This window comes from Citrobacter sp. R56 (assembly GCF_016811995.1).
GTDB lineage: Bacteria > Pseudomonadota > Gammaproteobacteria > Enterobacterales > Enterobacteriaceae > Citrobacter_D > Citrobacter_D enshiensis.
Window position 1 is genome coordinate 3583553 of the sequence record NZ_CP069159.1, and the last position, 21436, is coordinate 3604988.

At 55.5% G+C, this 21436-nt stretch carries 24 protein-coding genes; 15 read left to right on the top strand and 9 right to left on the bottom strand.

Annotated features, from left to right (window positions below; genetic code table 11):
- Nucleotides 1-5 precede the first annotated feature (5 nt).
- Entirely contained in the window at nucleotides 6-392 is a 387-nt protein-coding gene (flgB, locus tag JM656_RS16925) for a flagellar basal body rod protein FlgB (RefSeq protein ID WP_203358778.1), read from the bottom strand.
- Nucleotides 393-420: 28 nt separating this feature from the next.
- On the opposite strand from flgB, the gene flgA reads away from it, so the two are divergent.
- From flgA to fliO, 15 genes are all read left to right on the top strand, one after another.
- Nucleotides 421-1308: a flagellar basal body P-ring formation chaperone FlgA gene (gene flgA, locus JM656_RS16930; protein ID WP_203358779.1), complete on the top strand. Its 888-nt coding sequence runs from the start codon at nucleotides 421-423 to the stop codon at nucleotides 1306-1308.
- Between the two features lie 87 nt (nucleotides 1309-1395).
- A complete protein-coding gene (locus JM656_RS16935) occupies nucleotides 1396-2676 on the top strand; it encodes a motility associated factor glycosyltransferase family protein (RefSeq protein ID WP_203358780.1) in 1281 nt (426 codons plus the stop codon).
- Complete coding sequence (locus JM656_RS16940) at nucleotides 2673-2939, top strand: hypothetical protein (protein WP_203358781.1); 267 nt, start codon at nucleotides 2673-2675, stop codon at nucleotides 2937-2939. Before JM656_RS16935 ends, JM656_RS16940 begins: the two co-directional genes overlap by 4 nt.
- Before the next feature lie 148 nt (nucleotides 2940-3087).
- On the top strand, nucleotides 3088-3489 hold the full coding sequence (locus tag JM656_RS16945) for a flagellar biosynthesis anti-sigma factor FlgM (protein WP_203358782.1): 402 nt from the start codon (nucleotides 3088-3090) through the stop codon (nucleotides 3487-3489).
- Nucleotides 3490-3495: 6 nt separating this feature from the next.
- Entirely contained in the window at nucleotides 3496-3927 is a 432-nt protein-coding gene (locus tag JM656_RS16950; protein ID WP_203358783.1) for a flagellar protein FlgN, read from the top strand.
- A gap of 305 nt (nucleotides 3928-4232) precedes the next feature.
- Nucleotides 4233-5567, top strand: a complete 1335-nt coding sequence (locus JM656_RS16955) for a sigma-54 dependent transcriptional regulator (protein WP_238929163.1) — start codon at nucleotides 4233-4235, stop codon at nucleotides 5565-5567.
- Between the two features lie 26 nt (nucleotides 5568-5593).
- A complete protein-coding gene (fliE, locus tag JM656_RS16960) occupies nucleotides 5594-5923 on the top strand; it encodes a flagellar hook-basal body complex protein FliE (protein WP_304521077.1) in 330 nt (109 codons plus the stop codon).
- Nucleotides 5924-5947: 24 nt separating this feature from the next.
- Nucleotides 5948-7621: a flagellar basal-body MS-ring/collar protein FliF gene (fliF, locus tag JM656_RS16965; RefSeq protein ID WP_203358784.1), complete on the top strand. Its 1674-nt coding sequence runs from the start codon at nucleotides 5948-5950 to the stop codon at nucleotides 7619-7621.
- A 9-nt stretch (nucleotides 7622-7630) separates the two neighbouring features.
- The gene (locus JM656_RS16970; protein ID WP_203358785.1) at nucleotides 7631-8665 is read left to right on the top strand and encodes a FliG C-terminal domain-containing protein; all 1035 of its coding nucleotides are present in this window, start codon (nucleotides 7631-7633) and stop codon (nucleotides 8663-8665) included.
- Nucleotides 8666-8668: 3 nt separating this feature from the next.
- Nucleotides 8669-9535, top strand: coding sequence for a FliH/SctL family protein (locus tag JM656_RS16975; RefSeq protein ID WP_203358786.1), 867 nt, complete (start codon nucleotides 8669-8671; stop codon nucleotides 9533-9535).
- A gap of 4 nt (nucleotides 9536-9539) precedes the next feature.
- Nucleotides 9540-10871 carry a FliI/YscN family ATPase gene (locus JM656_RS16980; protein WP_203358787.1) on the top strand — a complete coding sequence of 444 codons (1332 nt, stop codon included), beginning with the start codon at nucleotides 9540-9542 and terminating at the stop codon, nucleotides 10869-10871.
- Nucleotides 10868-11296, top strand: coding sequence for a flagellar FliJ family protein (locus JM656_RS16985; RefSeq protein ID WP_203358788.1), 429 nt, complete (start codon nucleotides 10868-10870; stop codon nucleotides 11294-11296). The genes JM656_RS16980 and JM656_RS16985 overlap by 4 nt, the downstream gene beginning before the upstream one ends.
- Before the next feature lie 49 nt (nucleotides 11297-11345).
- A complete protein-coding gene (parM, locus tag JM656_RS16990; RefSeq protein WP_203358789.1) occupies nucleotides 11346-12389 on the top strand; it encodes a plasmid segregation protein ParM domain-containing protein in 1044 nt (347 codons plus the stop codon).
- Complete coding sequence (locus JM656_RS16995; RefSeq protein ID WP_203358790.1) at nucleotides 12382-13041, top strand: hypothetical protein; 660 nt, start codon at nucleotides 12382-12384, stop codon at nucleotides 13039-13041. The genes parM and JM656_RS16995 overlap by 8 nt, the downstream gene beginning before the upstream one ends.
- A gap of 128 nt (nucleotides 13042-13169) precedes the next feature.
- A complete protein-coding gene (fliO, locus tag JM656_RS17000) occupies nucleotides 13170-13556 on the top strand; it encodes a flagellar biosynthetic protein FliO (RefSeq protein ID WP_203358791.1) in 387 nt (128 codons plus the stop codon).
- 11 nt (nucleotides 13557-13567) lie between these two features.
- On the opposite strand, the gene JM656_RS17005 is transcribed toward fliO, so the two are convergent.
- From JM656_RS17005 to JM656_RS17040, 8 genes are all read right to left on the bottom strand, one after another.
- Nucleotides 13568-14752: a transglycosylase SLT domain-containing protein gene (locus JM656_RS17005; RefSeq protein ID WP_203358792.1), complete on the bottom strand. Its 1185-nt coding sequence runs from the start codon at nucleotides 14750-14752 to the stop codon at nucleotides 13568-13570.
- Nucleotides 14715-16724 carry a flagellar biosynthesis protein FlhA gene (locus tag JM656_RS17010; RefSeq protein WP_370552336.1) on the bottom strand — a complete coding sequence of 670 codons (2010 nt, stop codon included), beginning with the start codon at nucleotides 16722-16724 and terminating at the stop codon, nucleotides 14715-14717. Before JM656_RS17010 ends, JM656_RS17005 begins: the two co-directional genes overlap by 38 nt.
- A 91-nt stretch (nucleotides 16725-16815) precedes the next feature.
- Nucleotides 16816-17931 (bottom strand): flagellar biosynthesis protein FlhB, encoded by a 1116-nt coding sequence (flhB, locus tag JM656_RS17015; protein WP_203358793.1) that lies wholly within the window; start codon nucleotides 17929-17931, stop codon nucleotides 16816-16818.
- Nucleotides 17928-18707 carry a flagellar biosynthetic protein FliR gene (gene fliR / locus JM656_RS17020; RefSeq protein WP_192611217.1) on the bottom strand — a complete coding sequence of 260 codons (780 nt, stop codon included), beginning with the start codon at nucleotides 18705-18707 and terminating at the stop codon, nucleotides 17928-17930. The genes flhB and fliR overlap by 4 nt, the downstream gene beginning before the upstream one ends.
- Nucleotides 18708-18709: 2 nt before the next feature.
- Nucleotides 18710-18979, bottom strand: a complete 270-nt coding sequence (locus JM656_RS17025; protein WP_203358794.1) for a flagellar biosynthetic protein FliQ — start codon at nucleotides 18977-18979, stop codon at nucleotides 18710-18712.
- On the bottom strand, nucleotides 18976-19710 hold the full coding sequence (fliP, locus tag JM656_RS17030; RefSeq protein WP_203358795.1) for a flagellar type III secretion system pore protein FliP: 735 nt from the start codon (nucleotides 19708-19710) through the stop codon (nucleotides 18976-18978). The genes JM656_RS17025 and fliP overlap by 4 nt, the downstream gene beginning before the upstream one ends.
- Nucleotides 19711-19714: 4 nt before the next feature.
- On the bottom strand, nucleotides 19715-20095 hold the full coding sequence (locus tag JM656_RS17035; RefSeq protein ID WP_203358796.1) for a FliM/FliN family flagellar motor switch protein: 381 nt from the start codon (nucleotides 20093-20095) through the stop codon (nucleotides 19715-19717).
- Nucleotides 20096-20115: 20 nt separating this feature from the next.
- The gene (locus JM656_RS17040) at nucleotides 20116-21000 is read right to left on the bottom strand and encodes a FliM/FliN family flagellar motor switch protein (RefSeq protein WP_203358797.1); all 885 of its coding nucleotides are present in this window, start codon (nucleotides 20998-21000) and stop codon (nucleotides 20116-20118) included.
- Nucleotides 21001-21436: the final 436 nt, after the last annotated feature.

Here is a 21436-nt window from a genome sequence, read left to right on the forward strand (position 1 = left end):
AATGATTATTTGCCGTCGATGGCCGTCGCGAGCCCGTTAAACTTGCTGTTGAGGAACTCCAGACTGGTCTGGAAATCCATCGCATTCTCGGCAACCCTCGCCTGTTCGATACCCGCTTCTACCGTATTGCCATCACGGCTCACCTGATAAGGCTGGCGGTATTTCAGGTTCATTCCGGTCTGAGTCATGCTCATTGCCGGGATAGGGGCGACGATGTCATCCGGGGAAGAACCCTGTCCCTCGGGGACGGCGAGTCGAAACTCGAGATCCCGTGCCGCGTAGTTGGGGGTATCAGCATTGGCTAGATTACTGGCCAGGACCCTGCTACGCTCGACGCGAAAATCGAGCGCCTCGGGATGAATGCCAAGCGCTTTTTCGAAGCTAATTCCCATCCATCCTCCTCCTTACAGTTCAGTAGAGATGAAACGACATACGCACTTAGCAATAATCGGGCCAACATTTAATTTTTGTCGCACCCGTCGTCGGGTTGCACAATTTCCCCCACGGCTGACGGGACTTTTTCTCGCCGCTGCGTTATTGCTGATCGGTGGGAAGAGCCTTGCTTCGACAGCATTGCCAGCACACCCCGCGCCTGTCGATTCGACCGCCCGGAAGACCGCGCCGACGCCCGGCGTCGATCCCAATGCCCTGAAGCAATTTGTTCGCGATTACTGGCAACAGCGCTTTACCCAGCATGCACAGCGCGTCAACTGGCGTGATTACCACTGGCAAAGCGAGATCAGTATCCCGGAGGCGGTCAGTAAACTTCCTCCCTGTCGTCAGCCATACCGGGTCGAAGACTCTCAGGTGAAGTTCCCCGTCGGCCGACACTCCCTGCGTTTGCGCTGCCCGGACTCCCCTGGCTGGGTCATTACGACCCGCAGCCAAATCTCCGTCCTGATGCCCGTCGTCGTTGCGCGGGTGGCGACTGGTCAAGAGCACTATCTGCAGGCAAACGACCTGGCCGTTACCCAGGTTCTGCTCACGCCCCAGATGGACGATGTGTTGACCGACCCGGCCCAGGCCATTGGACGTCGCCCCCAGCGATCGCTTCGGGCAGGCCAGCCCGTGCGTAACCGGATGCTTGAAGCGGCGCTGTTGGTACGCAAAGGCGACAAGGTGAGTCTGACGCTGGCAGAAGGTGAGATGTCCATTTCCATGCAGGGTACTGCCCTGCAGGACGGACAGAAGGGGGAAACCATCAGCATTAAAAACGAAAAAAGCGGAAAGGTTATTTCCGCTTCGGTCTCTGGTCCTGGTCAGTTGCTGATCGTCAATGAAACACCGAAGGTGAACCCTAAAGAATAAAACGGCATGTTTATTGCTTGTCCCATCGCCCACTCGTCGTCGGGTGAGTCCCCACGGGGAGCGCTGTTTTAAAGAGAGCAATAAACGATGTCTGACGCATGCCTGACCCAACATCTCGCCATCATCGCCAGCCGCTGGCCCGCGCTGGCCACAATACTTAGCCAGACGCCGCCACTGTCCTCGGCAAGCATAATGGAAGGGCATTGCGGAACCCTGCTGGTCGACGGCATCCAACTGACCAGTCGCCACGACCGGATAAGCGAAGCGCAGCAGCAGGCGAATAGCCTGCCCGTAAAGCCGCATCTCAATGTCTATGGCGTCGGGCTTGGCTGCCTGCCGCGCATCCTGCTGCAGCGTCCCACGTTGACACAGCTCAATGTCTTCATCATGAACCGCGCGCTGTTCCTGCTGACCCTGACTCTGCTGGAAAACCAGGACTGGCTTCAGGATCCCAGAGTCTGCCTGGCGTTGGCCGCCGACGAAAACGAGATTCGCCTGCCCTTCTTTGCCTTACCTGGCGAGCTACGCCTGGCGGAAGACGCGGCAAGCGGAATACGTGACCGCCTGATCAGGGAAATTACACTTCCCCATACTAATCGTCGTTACGAGCAACATCTCCCTGCGCTGCGACAACGGCTTGCCGACAACCGTCACCTGCTCAAGCGAGACGGTGATGCGGCCTCGCTCTTCGCCAGCGCGCCGGGTCGCCAGGCGTTCGTTATCGGGGCTGGCCCCACCCTGAAGTCACATCTGCCCCGCTTACAGGCGCTGCAGTGCCAGCCGGAACGACCGCTGCTGATCGCCGTCGACACCGCCTGCCGCGCCCTGTTTGCGCACGGCATCCAGCCAGACTGGGTGGTTTCCATCGACCACCTGATTGATGGAGAGAAACTTCCGCCCGCAGACTGCGGGCTGGTGTACTTCCCGCTGGTGCCCACCGGAACGTTGACGGCCTGGCGCGGAAAACGCCTGGCCGCCTATTCCAGCAGCCCCCTTTATCAACCGCAGCGTAAATCGCAGCCAAAGGCGCTGCTCTATTCGGGAGGAAGCGTCATTCATCCCGCCGTCGATCTCGCGGTGCAGATGGGCTGTCTGGACGTTATCCTGCTCGGTGCAGACTTTGCCTTTCCAGGCGGAGAAACCCATACGGGCTGGGCAGTCGGCGCTCTGAATACCACTATTGAACAGGCAAAACACTGGGTGCTGAATGGGCATGATCAGCGCATTCGTACCAACATCAGTTTTACTGGCTATCGTATTCAGCTTGAACGCTATATTGCCGCGCATCCCGAGGTTTGCTTCTGGAACGGCAGTCGGGAAGGCGCCAGGATTGCGGATTGCCGTTATCATCCGGAGTTCACCTCATGACGATCGCCTCACAGCTCACGCATCTTGCGCAGCAGTTCCGCCTGGGGATGTCTCTGGATGCGGCAATGGCGCTTCCGCCCCTGATGAAATCGTTACTTCCTCTGATCCCTTCGCTTTCGCCAACGGCGCAGCGCCAGTTACCGCAGATAATGTCAGCGATCCTGGCCTGTCAGGAACGCGAAGACTGGCTGGGTCTTGCCGACTGGCTGGAATATGAATTGCTCCACGTGCTGTCTGACCCAACGCCGCGCCATGGCGAATGAGACATTGAATATTTTTCGTAAAAAATGCGATCATGGCTAAAGTCTGGCCGTAAAACGGTCGCTTATCTGTCTTAACCAGAGTGCCAGGTTGGTTCTGTCGAGGCCAACCAGCATACCGTTTCGTCAGCTTGTTCAGAGTGGCTTGATTATGAACATTACATCACCAAACGGGAGCTTTCCCGAAAACTCACTGCAGAATGCCTATGCTAAACAAACGCAGGTAGCGTCGGAAATCGCGGCAAGTGAAAAGAACGTTCCTCAGCAGGTCAACGCGCCGACAAACGTCGCGAAAGACCAAAAGCTCGGAACAAAGGGATCAAATGACGCGCCGTTCACCCTGCCGCCAACAGAGTGTCCTGCCGAGGTGCCGGTGAATGCCCCGGTATCCGCAGCACTGGCTCGGGCGCTTGCCGATGAGCTACGCCAGTTTCCCGATATTGATCATGCCAAAGTGGCTGGCGTCATGGAGCAGCTCAACAGCGATAAGTTCGCCGTGAGCAACGATGCCCTCGCAGACGCAATGATGAACTTCTATCAAAGTGGGAGATAAGCCGACGTGAGCAACGCGACCGATCGCCTGCGCCAGTTGATTGTGGACATCAATCAGGATGTCGTCTCCTGGCAGCAGATGGAGCTGTTGCTCAAGGAGCAACACAGCAACCTGATTCGCCGCAATAATCCGGCTATCCATCAGAACAATGAACAACAGGTGCAGCTGTTGGATACCCTGCGTAGCCGGGCTGAACGGCGTGTGAAACTGCTGCACGCTTTCGGATTACAGGCCAGCACGCGCGATCTGCAACGGCTGGCCAACAAATTGCCAGCGGCGATTTCAGAGAAGTTGGTAGACCAGTGGCAAACCCTGGAAATCAGCGTCGTTCGCTGCAAAAAACTTAATGACCACAATGGCCGACTGCTGGCGAATCAACAGCTGTTGATCCGTAAACTGCTCAATACGCAAGAAGATTTCTACCAACCCGCAATCTGATGACGCCCGTCACTGCGACAGAGGATTCTCGCCTGTTTCTGTCGCCCCCTCCCCTGAATTGAGTGCTTGAGTGAGTTGCGAAACAGCACAACTGACTCCCTGAAACTGTTTATCCTTTATGAATATTGCTCAAAAATAGCACCCTGCCGTAGATATGCTCAGGTAAGTTCTTCGGCTGGGCATCATGTCTCTCGTATGTACAGCTTCAGTTAAGTTAACTCTGCTTTAATTTCTCGTAAATTTTATTGTGATCCCGTCTCGTCACTCACGTTTTTATTCGCTCATTACAGGTATTTATTCGTTCAATGATCTTGCTGCTTGAATCAGATAAAGTGTGCGCAGACGAAATTCTCACTCATCTCAGTGAAGAATATGCTCGTCGCGTAGTCTGGCAGCCAGGTTTGCTGGATATAGCCTCTCTAAGCGCCACTATTCCGAGCCTGGTCATTCTGGGCCGGGGTCTGTCTCAGGTGCAGGCCCTTAGCTATATTCGCCAGTTGCATACGTTACCTATCCTGTTGATTAGCCCTATGGATCAAGCCGAATGGGCCAGCACGGCCTTAGGCAACGGCGTCAGTGATTATTTGCTCTATCCCTTTAGTCTCCAGCAACTGAATCAACAGATAACCAGCCTGCTCAATGCAAACTCGCTGCAGACCCGCGGCATGATCATGAGTTCACCGGCCTCCCGCCGTCTGTTGACGATGGCGCATCGGGTTGCTCTGGCCGAAGCGCCAGTGCTCATCAGAGGCGAAACGGGGACGGGCAAGGAGATGTTGGCCCAATTTATCCACACCAACTCCAGCCGGAAAGAAGGCCCCTTTGTGGCCGTCAACTGCGCCGCGATTCCCGAGAACATGCTGGAAGCCATCCTGTTTGGTTACGTTAAAGGGGCATTCACCGGCGCTTACACAGGACAAGCCGGTAAGTTTGAACTGGCCAACAACGGCACCCTCTTTCTGGATGAGATTGCAGAGATGCCTCCCCCTCTGCAGGCGAAGCTGCTGCGCGTGTTGCAGGAGTGGGAAGTCGAACGTCTGGGAAGCAACAAGGTCATTCCACTCAATGTCCGACTCATCACGGCCACCAATCAGAATCTGCGGGAAGCGGTGAGTCAGGGGCGTTTTCGCGAGGATCTTCTCTATCGTCTGGATATCTTGCCGCTCGTCATTCCACCCCTGCGCCAGCGCCGGGAAGAACTGGACCGATTGATCGCTCACTTCGTGCAAAAACACGGGGATCAGGCGTTTGCTCCCGCCATTAAATTAAGCCCGTGTGCGCAGAAAGCCTTATTAGCGCACAACTGGCCGGGCAATATTCGGGAACTGGAGAACCGCGTACAACGTGCGCTGGTGATGTGCCGCAGCACGGTGCTGCTTGCTGCTGATTTCGATTTACCTTCTGTTCCACCTACGCAGGAAATTATTGTTGCCGCCCCACAAACTCAGGTTGAACTGACCCCTTCGGCCTCCCTACAGGAGAGCCGCAAACACGGTGAGTTCCAACACATTTTAGACACGCTACGCCATTGCCGCGGACACCGGAGTATGACCGCCAAAGCCCTTGGCATTACCCCCAGAGCTCTGCGCTACAAACTCGCCGAGATGCGGCAAAGAGGCATCATCACTGATGATGCGTAACCCGTTTTTTATTATTTGGCCACACTATGAACACGATTAATGACTCACAGCAGGCAATGATGCAGCGGATGACGACGATGCAAACGGCTGCCCAGCAACCGCTGTTTGCCTCCGAACAGCAAAACAGCACGCAAAACACCTCCTTCGAGAGTGTCTTTCATGCGGCCCTGAATGGGGTAGACAGCCACCAGCAAAATGCAGCAAACCTGGCGACGCAAATCGAAACGGGTGCCAGCGACGACCTGACTGGCGCGATGATCGCCAGTCAGAAAGCCAGTCTCAGTTTTTCGGCCCTTACCCAGGTCCGCAACAAACTGATGACGGCCTATGACGAAGTCATGAAGATGCCTTTGTAAGGCCGGGGACGTAGTGAGTAACGAATGAGGCAAAAATTCAAAACGATTTGGGACAATATCAGCAAGCCGCTGCCCGCAATCACCCTATTACGGAATAAAGTACCCCAGCTCATGCTATTGGGCATGTTGACCTGTCTGATAGCGGTACTCGTCGTACTGTTTCTCTGGTCTTCCCAGGGTAATTATCGGCCCCTCTATGGTCAGCAGGAGCGCTTCGACAGTGCTCAAATCATGGCCATTCTCGATCAGGAGCGCATTGCTTATCGTCTGTTGGATACGACAGGACAGGTGCTGGTTGAAGAAGATAAATTATCGCAGGCGCGAATGTTGCTGGCGGCAAAAGGCGTACAGGCCAAACTGCCGGTAGGACTGGAATCGCTGGAGCAAGAGTCAACCCTGGGAACCAGTCAGTTCGTTGAAAATGCCCGTTACCGTCGTGGGTTAGAGGGAGAGCTGGCGCGTACCATCATGGGCATGCAGGGGATTGACTATGCCAGGGTCCATCTGGCTATCCCGGACAAAATGATCTTCCTGCGTGGCAATGAGGAGAAACCGTCGGCCTCCGTGATGCTTGAGCTTTCCGCTGCAAACTCCCGGATGGAGCCAGGGCAAGTGCTGGCTATCGTGAACCTGGTCAAAGGCAGCGTCTCCAATCTCACCACCGAAAACATCTCTGTCGTCGATCAGTATGGTCATCTGTTGACACAGGATCTCAACGATGAACTTTCCGGAACCCGGTTGACCAGCCATCAACTCGACTATCAGAAGCAGGTTGAGCGCAGTTATGAACGTCGCGTCAGCGAGATGCTGCAACCCGTGCTCGGTGCCAACAATTACAAGGTGCAGGTCACGGCGCACCTGATCTTCGACAACGTGGAAGAGACCCGGGAATCCCTCGACAAGAGTCCTGTCGTACGCGAAGAGCGTCTGCAGAAAGACGCCTCGCAGGGAGGCCAACTGAGCGGAATCCCCGGCGCCCTGAGCAACCGTCCGCCGGTCACAGATCCACAGCAACAGGGCAATCAGGCACAAACGCCACCCGCCACGGCTGAGCGTCTGGTTAATGAGAAAGATGAGCAGCAGCGTCGCTATGATGTGGGACGCACGATCACCCACACCAAATACCAGCAGGGGCGGCTGAATAATCTCAGTGTCTCCGTGGTGCTGAATCAGACCGTGTCACCGGAAAAAGGCTGGAGCGCTGAGCAACTGACCAATATCCGGCAGATGGCGCTGGATGCGGTGGGCTTCGATCAGGCGCGGGGCGACCAGCTCAGCCTGAATGTGTTCCCTTTCTCGGAAGATGGCATTAATCCTGCGCTGGATAGCCAATGGTGGCAGGAGCCGGTTTTACTGATCTACGCCCGTTATCTGGTCGCCACCATTCTCGGTCTGTGCCTCATCTTCTTTGTGATCCGCAAGTTGATGCAGCACCTGATCCAGCGCTCCCCGGCGAATGGCAGCGATAACGCAGATAACGCGTCTGCCACGCAAGTGACGTCCGACAAGAGAGAAAGCGAAGAGAGCGAATACTTCAGAAAACACAACCGTAATCTGGCGTTTGATAAAGTTCGCCTGAATGAACTTCCTGACACGAATTCGCCTTTGCGGGATAAATTGGCCCACTTGCAGCTGCTGGCGGACCATGACCCCAAACGCGTCGCCGAAGTATTAGAACAGTGGATGAATAGCAGGTGATTACCAGCCATGAATGAAGAGTACGAGCAACAACCGCTCAAAAGTGCCGAACAGGCAGGTCTACTGCTGTTAACACTGAGCGAGCACCAGGCTGGCAACATTCTGCGCAGCCTGAGTCGGGAACATGTGCAGGATATCGTCCGGGCCATGGCAGAAGTCGGCCATGTCAAGAATCAGCACCTGGACATGGCATTGCAGCGGATGTTCATCGACTATCGCGAACTTAGCGGCATCTCTCGTGCCTCCCGTGGCTTTCTTGAGAGAACGCTCGATGTCGCCCTTGGGCCAGAACTGGCCAAAGGGGTGATCAACGACGTTTACGGAGAACAGATTCGGGAAACCATGCATCAGTTACAGTGGATCTCCCCCACCCTGATCGCCGCCAATCTGCAACATGAAATGCTGCCGTTGCAGGCAACCTTCCTCGCGTTGCTGCCGCAGGACGTCTCTGCCGAGGTGATGAAGCACCTGCCACAAGCGCAGCACGACAGACTGATTCTGAACATGGCTAACCTGCGGGAAATCAACCAGAACATGGTTGCGGAGCTGGAGAAAATCATTCAGCAGTGCCTGACCATGGTCCAGCAAGGCGTTCAAACGTCGGTGAGCGGTGTCGAACAAGCGGCGGGCCTGATTTCCCGTTACCCAGGCAACAGCGCCAAATTGCTTGAGACGGTGCGCGAACATGACCAGGGACTGGCCGAAGAAATTGAGAACAGCATGTATCGCTTCTCCATTCTTGAGCGCCAGCCAGAGGCCACCATCGTCAGACTCTGCCAGGAAGTGGAGCCAGAGGTGTGGGCCAGAGCCTTCAAAGGGGCGTCGCCATCCCTGCGCCAGGCCATATTGCGCTGCCTGCCAAAACGTCAGGCCAATGCGATTCAGGAACAGATGCAGGTCATGGGCGGCCTCCCCGCCAGCGTGGTCAGAGGTGCGGAAGCGGAGATCATGGCCAAAGTGCGTGAGCTCATCGCAGACAATGAAAATGCAGAAGGAGGCGAGCCTTTCGAGTTTCGCCTCTTTGAAGAGAAAGTGTTGGAGTAACCCATGTCACAGCCTGGCAAAAAAGACGGACCCCCACGCAGTGTCCATCGCTACCATTTTCCGCCGTTATCCCAGCAGGAACCCCTGCCGGAGGAGCAACCTTATGCCTCCCCACAACAGATCGCAGCCAAATATCAGGCCCTGATGGAAGAGGGTCGCGATGCCGGTTTTGCTGAAGGTTTGCGCCAGGGACTGGAGCAAGGCCATCCTTTGGGCCAGGAGCGAGGATTTCAAGTGGGTATGCAGGAAGGGCGAGAAGCCGGGAGCCAGCAAGCTTACGAAGAGAGCAAACCTAAACTGGATGACGCGTTTCATCAGGTCGGCCAGCTCTATGATTCCCTTGAGGCCACACTGCAAGAGACGCTGACCGGGCAAAGGGAAACCCTCTGCCACCTGATTTCACAGATCTGCCGACAGGTACTGCGCGCCGAACTCGCGCTCAATCCGACGCAGATCCTTGGGCTTATCGAAGAGACCCTGGCGATGTTACCGAAGCCGCAGGGCGCGATTTCTATCCGCCTGGACCCAGGCACCCACACACTGCTCAAGGCATGTGCACCGGAAGCACTGAAAAACTGGGATCTGCAATCCGATCCCCTGCTCTCCGCCGGTAGCTTCCATATTCAGACGGGACTCGCTGAAGCGGAAAGCCAACTGGATGCACGCATCGATCTGTGTGTCGATCAGTTGCGTCGACAGCTGGTCGATACCCCAGAGCTGAACGCACTGGAGGCGCCCGCCATCACCGCGGAAAACCAGACGATATCCTCCACAATCACGCCGCATAACTTGCCCTGGCGCCAGGAGGAGACCTTCTCTTCTCTTTCGCTGCCCGCAGACAAGTTCAGCGACGAAGACTTAAAAGCTTAACCCCATGCGCGCCCTGAAAACGTTGCTTAATCAACTTGAAAAGGACGAGTATCAGGTGCCTCCCGCCCAGATTTACGGGCGGCTGGTGCGCGTCACGGGCCTGCTGCTGGAGGTTACAGGGTGCCCCCTTTCTATTGGGCAACGCGCGCTCGTTGAAACCAGCAATGGCACCTGGATCGAGAGCGAAGTGGTGGGTTTTAATCAGGATCGCACCTTTCTGATGCCCGTCGAGCAGGTTACCGGCCTGTTCCCTAGTGCCCGCGTCTCACCGCTGCAAGAAGACAGCGAACTGGTGGTCGGGCCCGCGCTGCTCGGTCGCATCCTGGATGGTCTGGGTCGCCCTCTGGACGGTCTCGGCCCTCTGACGGGAGAACGCATTTCTTTGCATCAACCGCCGCTGAATCCGCTCGCACGCCAGCCCATCACCACCCCTCTGGATGTCGGCGTGAAGGCCATCAACGGCATATTGCCGCTGGGTCGCGGCCAACGAATCGGACTGTTTGCGGGCAGCGGCGTGGGCAAGAGCGTGCTGCTCAGCATGATGACCCGTTATACCGATGCCGACGTGGTCGTGGTCGGTCTGATCGGGGAACGCGGACGCGAAGTTGCCGAATTCCTGCAACATACGCTCGGGGAAGCGGGACGCCGTAAGGCGGTTGTCGTGGTTGCCCCTGCTGATGTCTCTCCCCTGCTCAGACTCAGAGCCTCCCAGGTCTGTCACCGGATTGCCGAAAGCTTTCGCGATCAGGGCAAGCACGTGCTGCTGTTGATGGACTCACTGACCCGTTATGCCATCGCTCAGCGCGAAATCGCCCTGTCGTTGGGTGAACCGCCAGCCACCAAAGGATATCCCCCCTCCGTCTTCACCCAGTTGCCGCAACTGGTGGAGCGGGCAGGCAACGGCTATCACCCACAAGGCAGCCTCAGCGCCATCTACACCGTGTTGGTCGAAGGGGATGACCACAACGATCCGATCGCGGACGCCGCGCGGGCGATCCTCGACGGTCACATTGTCCTGCGTCGTGATATCGCCGAACAGGGGATTTATCCGGCCATTGATGTCGCCGCGTCGGCCAGTCGCGTCATTCCGTTAATCTGCTCCACCGCCCAGGTTCAGCAAATCCAACGATTTCGCCGCTATTACAGCCTGTATCAACAGGTGCGCGAACTGATCCCGTTGGGCGGTTATCAGGCCGGTCACGACGAGGAAATGGACAAAGCCGTGACCCTGTTCCCGCAGATGCTGGAGTATTTACAGCAGCCTGCCCAACAGGGGGTAAACCTGCAACAGACCCAGACGTTGCTACAGGCGCTAATGGAGGAAGATAAACGATGAAATCCTTGAGTACATTGCACCGCCTGCAGAGCCACAAGCTGGACAATGAGAGCAAGGCGCTGACGACGCTGGAAACGCGCAACGTCGAACTCCAGCGTTCCCTCGACGTCCTCGGGCAGTATCGCCGCGAGATGTCGCGACTGCCCACCTACGGCTCGGCCTTTGCTCTGCATAACCGCAACATCATGCACCGCCAGTTGGGCGACCTCATTGATAAGCAGCACGAAGAAAAAGTCGCGCTCAAACTCTCCATCGCGCAACAGAAGAAAGTCGTGCTGGACGCCTTCGTCGCCAGAAAAAGCAGCGAGATCATCCTCGAACGACAGCGGGTCCGGCAGTCCTTTGAAACACAAAGGCAAGAACAAAAGATCCTGGATGAGCTGGCGCTCAACCAGGTGCGGCTCGCAGCGCGGGATAAGCGCTAAGCCGTAAACCCATCACAACCCTTTTTGAACCCTATTGAGACACACAACCATGCGTAAGCCACTTAAGATCGCCATCGATGACGGTTCGACCAACGTCAAGGTTAGCTGGATAGCCAACAAAACCCTGAAAAGCATCATCTCGCCCAACTCATTTCGCAAAGACTGGAAGAGTGCTGCCCTGCTCAAAGGCAAGATGGTCTACAACTACGAAATAGGGATCAACAAATACACTTACGATCCGACGTCAGAGAAATCCCTCTCCACCACCCACATCGACTATCAGTATGGCGATCTCAACCTGCTGGCGGTGCATCACGCCCTGCTCCAGACCGGTCTTCCTGCCTGTGATGTCGCGATCACCGTGACGCTGCCCATTACCGAGTACTATCAGCAAGATGACTGTCAGCGTAACGAAGCGAACATTGAGCGCAAAAAGCAGAACCTGATGCGTCCCATCAGTCTGAATAAAGGGGAGCTGTTCAACATCGTCAGCGTTGATGTGATGCCCGAAAGCCTGCCCGCCATCCTTACCCGACTGGTCAATTCAGGGGTCAACCCGTACACCAAAACGCTGGTCATCGACTGTGGCGGAACAACCCTGGATATGGGGCTGATCGTTGGCGAGTTTGACGAAGTTTCCGAGGTCTACGGCAACCGCGCGCTCGGTGTCTCCCTGATCACGGATGCTGCCCGCACCGCGCTGGCCGCCGCCGACAGCGACTCCAGCTATCTGGTAGCAAACGAACTGATCAAGCACCGCCACGATGATGTTTTTGTGCGTGAAGTGATCAACGATGAGTCGCAGATCCCCCGGATTCTGGAGAAACTTGAGCGCAAAATTGAGGAGTTGGGGCACTTCGTTGCAGAAGAGGCGAAAAAATTTGCCCGTAACCCCAACCGGGTCTATCTGGTCGGCGGTGGCGCAAATCTGATCTACCCCACTATTCAGGCCAGTTATCCTACCCTGGGCAAACGCGTGATCCTCGTCGAAGAGTCCCAATTCGCACTCTCTCGCGAAATCTGCCTCTACATCAGCGATGAAGAGAAAGTGTTCAGCGAAACGCCGGTCGAATCAGAGGCAAGCAATGACTAATTCAGTCAGAGAAGTCCAGGTAACCCTCACGCTGGATCCACAGCAGGCGAGTGATAATCTGGCGCTGGCGACATTACAGCGCTGGTATCAGCGCGCTGAAATCCTGAACAAAGAGACGGACAATTTTGATTTCTTCAGTCTGCCGTTGCACAAAGACATCTATCTGTCAGGGTTGCTGCTGTGCCTCCTGGAACCCAATCTGGTCAAATTTCTCTCCCGAAATCTGCAACTTAACAACCTGAACAGCGAGTTTCTCCAGCACAGTCTGGAGGAACACCGGCTCATCGCCGGTCGCGAGGCATTACCCACAGAACCGTCCGGACAGTTGACGCCGGACGAGCTGGCCACCCAGATTACCGATAAGCTCACCCCGTTGCTCAGCGCGCTGGGGAAATCGACGGTTCAACGTAAGCAGCGTGATGCGTTGCAAGCCTGCGTCGATATGCTGACGCAGCAGTTGCAGGAACAGAACGGACTTTTACAACAGCAGGCACACCTCCTCAACAAACTGACGCATGTGGGTGGGCAGGTTCAGTCAGCCCCGGCAGCGGGTAATCCCCCGGCTCCCCAGGTTTCCGGAGAGGTCCAGCGACATGATCTTTCGGAAACGGCAGCCAAAGTGCGCAAAGTCAGGGCAAAAGGCATCTTCTAAGCCCCGTCGATGATAAGCATTTCTGGTAAGCGCGTCTGATGCCAAATCTCATCAACAGCGTCGCGGGCAAACATCGTGTGATTCACGATGTTTGCCATATTCACTCTATTTTGATCCGGAGTTCCATCATGTCTCTTCGCTGTCTGTTTCTGCTTCTGTTACCACTGCCCGCGCTGGCGGCACCACTGAATCAGGATATTAGCGCCTTCAAGCCGTGGTTTATTACCTGCCTGGCCGTTCTGCTGATCGGTGCCGTGGTATTTCTGCTGGCGAGGAAGAGAGGGCGCGCAAACTGGCGAAGCGGAGGAGAGATGCGAGTCCAGTCGGTACTTTCATTGGGCATGAAAGAGAAACTGGTGCTGGTACAGGTGGAAGACCAACGTTTACTGCTGGGAATCACCCAACAGCAGATCACCCTAATCAGCAACCTGACCCGGGAAAATCCTCAGCCGCCGCCTGCGGAGTTTGCGCAAGTCTTTGAAACCCTCGGCGCATCCGACAGCGATAAAAAATAGTCCTGGACGGCTCAGGGCGACGTCGTCTGCGGTGTGACGGGATTCTCCGTCTTCACCCGATTCCACTGACTCAGTGGCTCAATGCTGGAACGCCAACCGAGAGACGTTGTCTGCGGCAACGCCGTTTTCTTCGCCCCCTCATCCTGGGTGCTCTTTTTGTCGTTCGCCGGACGCGCTGAATAGAGATCCACCGCCCCTGGCGTTCTCTGCCACAGCCCAACACCCCATCCCAGGGATTCCAGATCCTTGTCGGGGAGCGCTCGCCGCTTTGCAATCTGGGGAGGTGCTTTCTCTTGCGGCTGGGGGAGATTGTCACTGCGAGTCCCCAGCACCTGACGCGCCCGTACACCCCATCCCGCTGGTAGCAACAAGGCAACGCGGCTGCCCCGGGGCGCTACCGCGTTTTCCAGCCCCGCATTGTAAAAACCCAACTCTTCCGTGCTGCGCCCGAGTTTTCTGGCCAGCCAGGCCAGACTGATGCCGTCTTCAACATGCAGAGCGACCAGACGGGACGCCTCGGGTACTGCAGGTAACTGAAGATGACCGGTCCGGTATAAGCGCACCAACGCCAGTAACCTGGGCACATATTGTCTGGTCTCGTCTGGCAAAGAGAGGGACCAAAAATCGGTCTGTCTGCCCTTCGCTTTGTTTTGCTCGATAGCATTCTGAACCGTCCCTTCCCCGGCATTGTATGCAGCCAGTGCCAGTAACCAGTCACGTCCGAACAAGCTATACAGATAACTCAGATAATTGAGCGCTCCACGGGTGGAGGAGATCAAATCCTTGCGCCCGTCGTACCAGTCATAGCGGATCACACCATACTGCTTCGCCGTTTTGGGCATCAACTGCCAGGGGCCGACCGCCCCCGCAGGCGATTCGGCATACGGGTCGTAGCCGCTCTCGACAAGCGGCACAAACAGCAGTTCCAGCGGCAATTTGCGCCGCTGGAGTTGGGTGACGATGAAGCGGATGGACGGGCCTGATCGCGTCATCAGCCCCTGGATCCTGACCGCTTCTTTGCGATAAAGACCCTCATATAACGCCACGTTCGGGTGACGCGACTGCCAGTTCATCGCCGCCCCTTCCCCTTTTCGGGGAGTGACTTCCTGCGACATGAGCGGGACTGACAGGGTCAACAGCCCCCCGGCCAGCATCGCTTTAACCCAGGATCCCTTTGACTTCAATGTGGAGTTCATCGGGAACCTCGTTAAATGACAGAACGTGCAGCCCTTTGGCAAAGGTGCGGGCATAACGGGCGAGCAGAGGACGTAATTGTGGTAGCACCAGCAAGATCGGCGACCACCCCTGCAACGACATCTGCTCCTTCACACTGGGCATACGGTTTTGCAACTGCGCCAGTAACTGAGGCTCGATAGGGAAGCTGTCAGCCGGTACACCGCCGTTGCGTTGCGCCTGCGTCGCGGCATTGAGCAGAATGTTCTCCAGCTCGTCAGAAAGGGTGAAGACTTGCACCGTCGTCGTCGTCCCGATCAACCCGTGCAGGATCGTGTGGCGCAGGGCGCAGCGAACTTCCGCCGCCAGTAACATCGGATCTTTGGTGATTTCGGCCCCATCCACCATGCTCTGGGCGATCGTCCGCACGTCCATCAGGGAAACCTGATCGGTCAATAAATTGCGGTAGACCTTCAACTGCTGGTTTGCCGTCAACTTAGCGGTAAGATCCTCGGCCAGTTTGGGGGCCATCTGGCTGAGTCTCTGCTGGAGATGGTGCACATCGTCAAGCTGCAACAGGACGCCGATATTGCTGCGGATGATCTTACTGATGTGAGTGCCAATGATGGTCGCAACATCGACAACGGAATAACCTAAGTTGAGCGCTCTGGCTTTGTCAGCAGGCTGGATCCAGACCGCATCCATGCCATAAACCGGCTCCTTGGCCAGATAGCCAGGGATCTCCCCCAGCAACTCCCCCGAGTTGATCGCCAGCAGTCTGTCCAGCATGACGTCCGCCACGGCGACCTTGACCCCGTTAAGGTAGATGGCGTACTGGTTTGGTTTAAGCCCCATGTTGTCCCTGACCCGGACTTCGGGGAGCAGAAAACCGGCTTGTTCGGAAAGCGTCTGGCGCACGCCGCGCAGGCGTTGCAGTAATTCAGCCCCCTTATCCCTGTCGACGAGGTAGATCAGTTGATACCCCAACTCCAGCCTGAGCAGATCGGTATACGGGATGTCCCCCCACCCCAGCTCATTCTCGATGGGGCGGGTAAAACGCTCCATCTGATCCTGATCGGCAGGTGCGACTTTTTCTGCTTTTTGTTTTCGGCTGCGCCAGGCGGCATAACCCAGGATACCGGCAAACAGCAGGAAGACCAGGGTCGGCATTCCCGGCACCAGCCCCATCACCAGCATAACGGCGGCGGCGGTCATGATCACCGCTGGAGAAGCCAGCAACTGCTCACCGAACTGGACGGTGATATCTTCGTCAGAATCGGAGACGCGGGTGACCACGATAGCCGCAGACACAGCCAGCATCAGCGAAGGAATCTGCGCCACCAGACCGTCACCGATGGAGAGCAGGCTATAGACGCCCATAGCCTCAGAGAAGCTGAGCCCATGCTGAAAGACCCCGATGGCAACCCCACCGAAGAGGTTGATAAACAGGATCAGAAGACCGGCGATCGCATCCCCTTTAACAAACTTGGAGGCACCGTCCATCGAGCCATAGAAGTCGGCTTCCCTGGCAATCTCGTCCCGTCGCTCCTTGGCCTGGCGCTGATCGATCATTCCGGCATTCAGGTCGGCATCGATAGCCATCTGCTTACCGGGTAACGCGTCGAGGGTGAAGCGGGCAGCGACTTCCGAGATGCGCTCACTACCCTTGGTGATGACAATAAAGTTAATGATCATCAGGATGAAGAACACCACCATCCCCACCACATAGTTGCCGCCAATCACCACCTTACCGAACGACTCGACGACCTTACCGGCGGCATCGGGAGACTCATGACCAAACTGCAGCACCACGCGGGTTGACGCTACGTTCAGACACAGACGTAGCAACGTGGCAATCAGCAGTACGGTCGGGAAGATCGAGAAATCAAGTGGCCGCCGGACAGACAGAGCGACCAGCAGCACGATGATGGAGAGCACGATGTTGAAGGTGAAAAAACCATCCAGCAAAAACGCAGGCAATGGCAGCACGATCATCGCCAGGAGCGACAGGATAAGCAAAGGTATCGCAATAAAACTGCGCGATGTACCGGAAAAAAGAGTGGTCAAACGTTTCACGGGGTCACCATCAATATCTTAATGAGTCTGGGATCTCGACTGACGAGAGTGGCGCTGGCTGGTCGCCCTTGCCCTGACGAAAGGCCTTCAGACGCAGCACATGGTGCAGCAATTGCGCCATGATGACGTACAGGCCGGGGGGGATCTGTTGGTTCACACGGGTCGTGTGATAGACGGAACGGGCCAGAGCGGGGATCTCCAGAACCTCCACGCCCAATGACTGCGCCAGAGATCGCATCTGCAGCGCCATATAGTCTTCCCCCTTGGCAATCACAAAGGGAGCATCGCAGCGCGCCGGATCGTATTTGATAGCAACCGCATAGTGAGTCGGGTTCATCAGCAGCAGATCGGCGTCCGGTAAGGTACGACGCATTGAACGCATCGCCATCGACATCTGAATCCGCCGGATACGCCCTTTTATTTCCGGGTTACCTTGCAGATTTTTGTGCTCCTCTTTCAGCTCCTGTTTGCTCATCCGAAGCCCGCGCAGATGGTTCCATTGCTGGTAAGGAGCATCAAGAATACCGATCGCCAACATCGCCAGCGCCATATAAAAAATGCCATCGACCAGAATGGCCATTCCCATTCTGACGGAATCCTTCAACCCGATATAATAGAGGGCGGCAATGGTGTCTGATTCGGTCCTGACGTACAGCAGAATGGTGGCGGAAATCACGACGATTTTCAGTACCGACTTGGTAAATTCAGCCAACGACTGCATGCCAAAGATCCGTTTAAATCCCTTCATTGGACTTACCCTGGAGAATTGGGGAAGCAGGGGTTCCAGGGAAAAATTCCATCCGCCCATCACGATGTGCGCCAGTACGCCGACGGCAATAATGAGTCCCGCCAGGGGTAATAACGCCAGCAGTGTCTCAATGAGACTCTGACCCAGGTGGCTGAGCATCTGAGCGGGATCGTGAACCTCCTCATGGGTCAGGGACAAATTAAACGTCAGTATCTGACTCAACGCGTTACCCAACCGGGCAAAAAGCGGCAGCGCCAGAGATGCGATGACGACCAGGATGATCGCCATGCCCAAATCTTTGGAGCGTGGAATTTGCCCCTTGTCGCGCGCTTTGCCAAGCCGGTGCGACGAGGGCTTCTCAGTTTTTTCCGAACTCATCCCTCCCCCCCGTAATAGCCGCGCACGCTGAGGAATATGCTGTGCGCCAGATCGGAAAATCGATCCGGTAATCCACTGATAATTAACAAAATACAAAATAACCCGCATAACAGGGCCATAGGAAAACCCAGGACAAAGATATTGAGGGACGGAGCGACCCTTGAGAGCACCCCAAAGGTGAAGTTGACCAGATACATCGCCACCATCGCCGGCAACGACAACATCAGTGCGGCCGCCAGCAGCCAGGAAAACAGCTGGATCACGCTGGAAGAATCCACGTTGAACGGACCAGAACCTACCGTCCAGACCCTGAAACTCTCAACCAGCACCTCCAGCATCACCAGGTGACCATTCATACTGGCGTAGAGCAACAATCCCATATTGCTGAAGAAACTTCCCAGCACCGGAATGGCAAGGCCATTAACGGGGTCGTTCATACGCGCCATGCTCAGGCCCATCTGCATGGAAAGCAGCTCGCCAGCCATGACCAGCACCTGAATCAGACACACCGGGAATAGCGCCATCATGGCCCCGAGAAAGATCTGCTCCAGGCTCAGCAAAACGGCATTCAACGACAGGGGATCGACAGCAGGCATGGCGGGCAGCAAGGGCGCCGCCAGTACGGCGATCAGAAACGCCAGCAAGACGCGAACCTGGATGGGGATCAGCGGGTATCCCAGCAACGGCAGGACGGCAAAGGCGCTGCCAATCCGTAAGAATGGCCACCAGACACGCCCCCATGCCTGCAATAATTCCGCAGCAGATATCTCAAGCATGGTCAGCGCAGGGAATAAAGAATGTACTGATTGATGCTGGAGAAGAGCTCCAGCACTTGTCTGACCATCCACTGTCCCGCAAAGACGATCATCAGCATCGTCACGACAAAGCGGGGCAGGAAACTCAGGGTCTGCTCCTGGATTTGGGTCACTGCCTGAATAATGCTCACCAGCAACCCCACCAGCATGCCCGGCAGAACAATGATGCAGACCAGCATGATGATGGTGTAAGTCGCCTCCACCATCATCGCCATCAGGTTATCGGGCGTCACTGAATCCCCCCGAAGCTCATCGAGAGGGTGTTGACCACCATACTCCAGCCATCAGCCAGGACAAACACCATCAATTTGATTGGCAAAGAGATGATGATGGGAGAAAGCATCATCATCCCCATCGACATCAGTACCGTGGCCACCACCATGTCAATGACCACAAACGGAATGAACAGCATGAATCCTATCTGAAATGCCGTCTTCAATTCGCTCAGTACGAATGCGGGCATCAGAATAAAGAAATTGACCTCCTGCGCCGAGGTCGTACGCGACTCTCCCGCCACCCTCAGCATCAGATCCAGATCGGTCTTTCTCGTCTGCGCCAGCATAAACTTACGCAACGGTTGTTCAGCCCTGGATACCGCCTGCATCAGCGTCATCTTGTCTTCGTCGTAGGGGACGAAAGCATTTTGATAAATATCCTGCCAGACGGGTTTCATCAGCAACAGGGTCATACTGAGCGCGATAGAGATCAGCAGACGGTTCGGGGGAGAACTCTGCAAACCTATTGCCTGGCGCAATATCCCCAAAACAATAATGATTCGGGTGAAACAGGTCATCAACAACAGCATGGAGGGAAGTAATCCCAGCACGGTCATCAACAGCAGGACCTGTAACTTGACCGAAAAGTCCTGCTGACCCTCGCCACCGGTAATGGTCAGGAGAGGGACGTCGCTGGCAAAGGCGGATGCTGGCACCAGGGTGAACAACAGGAGAAGCGCTGTTTTCATTACATCACGCCAGCTTTGACCAGTTGATGTCATCAAACAACTCGGTCATCCGTAATCCGTAGTGCCCCTCGACGATGACCACTTCGGCGGCACCGATCAACACCCCATTGACCTTCACATCCAGCGGCTGGTGGCTCAGCTTATTCATTTGAACGACAGCCCCTTCGGCCAGCGTCATCAACTCTTCCAGCGGGATCTCAACGCTTGCAACTTCGAGGGAAAGCGTCACCGGCAAGCGATGGAAGAAAGATAAAGGACGCTTTTCAACGACTATCTCTTCTGGCGCACTCTCGTTGAGTACGTCACCTTCGCTGGCAAACAGATCGTCAAATCCCTCAACATCCAATCCGGCCATATCCAGATCCATTTTCGATTCTTTAGCCATTCAAAACCTCCAGAGGGTATTTAAGGTGTCTGTTGAGACACGTCATGCAGTTGAAATGCCAGGTGCCCATTGCGATCATAGAGTTGACCGACACCGATTGAGAAACTCCCACAGCCCAGCGTCACCCGCTCCAGCGGTGCAACGGGAAGCACTTCCCCTCGCAGAAATTGCTCCAGCTCGACCATCGTCAGTTTGGTACTGAACAAGGTCGTCTTGAGCTGGACAGGAATTTTTCGCAATGATGCTTCCAGCTGTGGCCGGGTAATGGGCGATGCCACCGGCTTCGGGTCAGTCACCTTCTCCAGCAGTTCAGAAAACGCCATGTGCCAGTAGAGGGTAAGCGGCCAGGATTGCTCCTGAAAAACCAGCCGCAACGTCAGGCATAACCCCTTTTTTTCCGGGGAGTCTGTAGGTTGCTGCTGCCAGTCCAGATCGTGCAAAGCGGGGTATTCCGTTCTGACCCCCTGGGTCAGGGCCTGTCCCATCCGATTCAGAAAACGTCGCTCAGTTTCACTTGGCGGCTGATCGCCGTTCGCCTCAATCTGCGTCCCCGGCTTGAGGCCCAGCGCCGTTTCCGTCATCGCGGTGACCGCCGCCCGATGTACGCCAAAACGAAACATTTTTCTGGCACGACCGCCGTGCGGCGCGAGTGCGGCGCACCACACCCACTGCTCTCGCTCGACGGGGGATAATTCACGAAATGTCAGTTCAAGCGGCTCAACGCGAAGACAGCCAACGGAACGCAAAAATTGCTCCAGTATCCTCGAGATCCTCTCCATTGCACCGTCCACAGAGGCGTGCAATAAGCGGAACTCCTGTACCTGCCCTAATTCTATCGTGGGGAAAAGATTGCCTTGCTCAGGTGCAATGACTTGACCTTTATTCTTTTGTGTCTTGTTAGCCATGAAATTTACTTATCATTAACAATGAGTATGCAATACCAATAATTCAGGAGGATAACCGGCGAGTTTTCGCTGTTTTAGAGGTGAATACACTCACTCTCTCCCATTCCTCTTTTACGTTGAGACCTCACAAACAAGCGCATCACAATGCAACCAGAGGCTCTTGAGTTCGTACGGGAACGGTTTTAAACAACCAAACTTGCCTTTTGAACCTCATTCGGCAGGGCTTTTCTATCTTTTAAGAAATGTTGTATTGCTAAAGGTCCTGTACATGAACAATGCCAGGTGATTGAACTGCGAAAAAACCACATCAAAATACATACCACCACGCAGCACGTTGGGTGCAACTTACAATATTTAGATCGATAAATTCTGAATTACACATACCTAACAGAAGCTGTACGGAGGGTGATTTTTTTAGAAATCGCTATCGATTTAA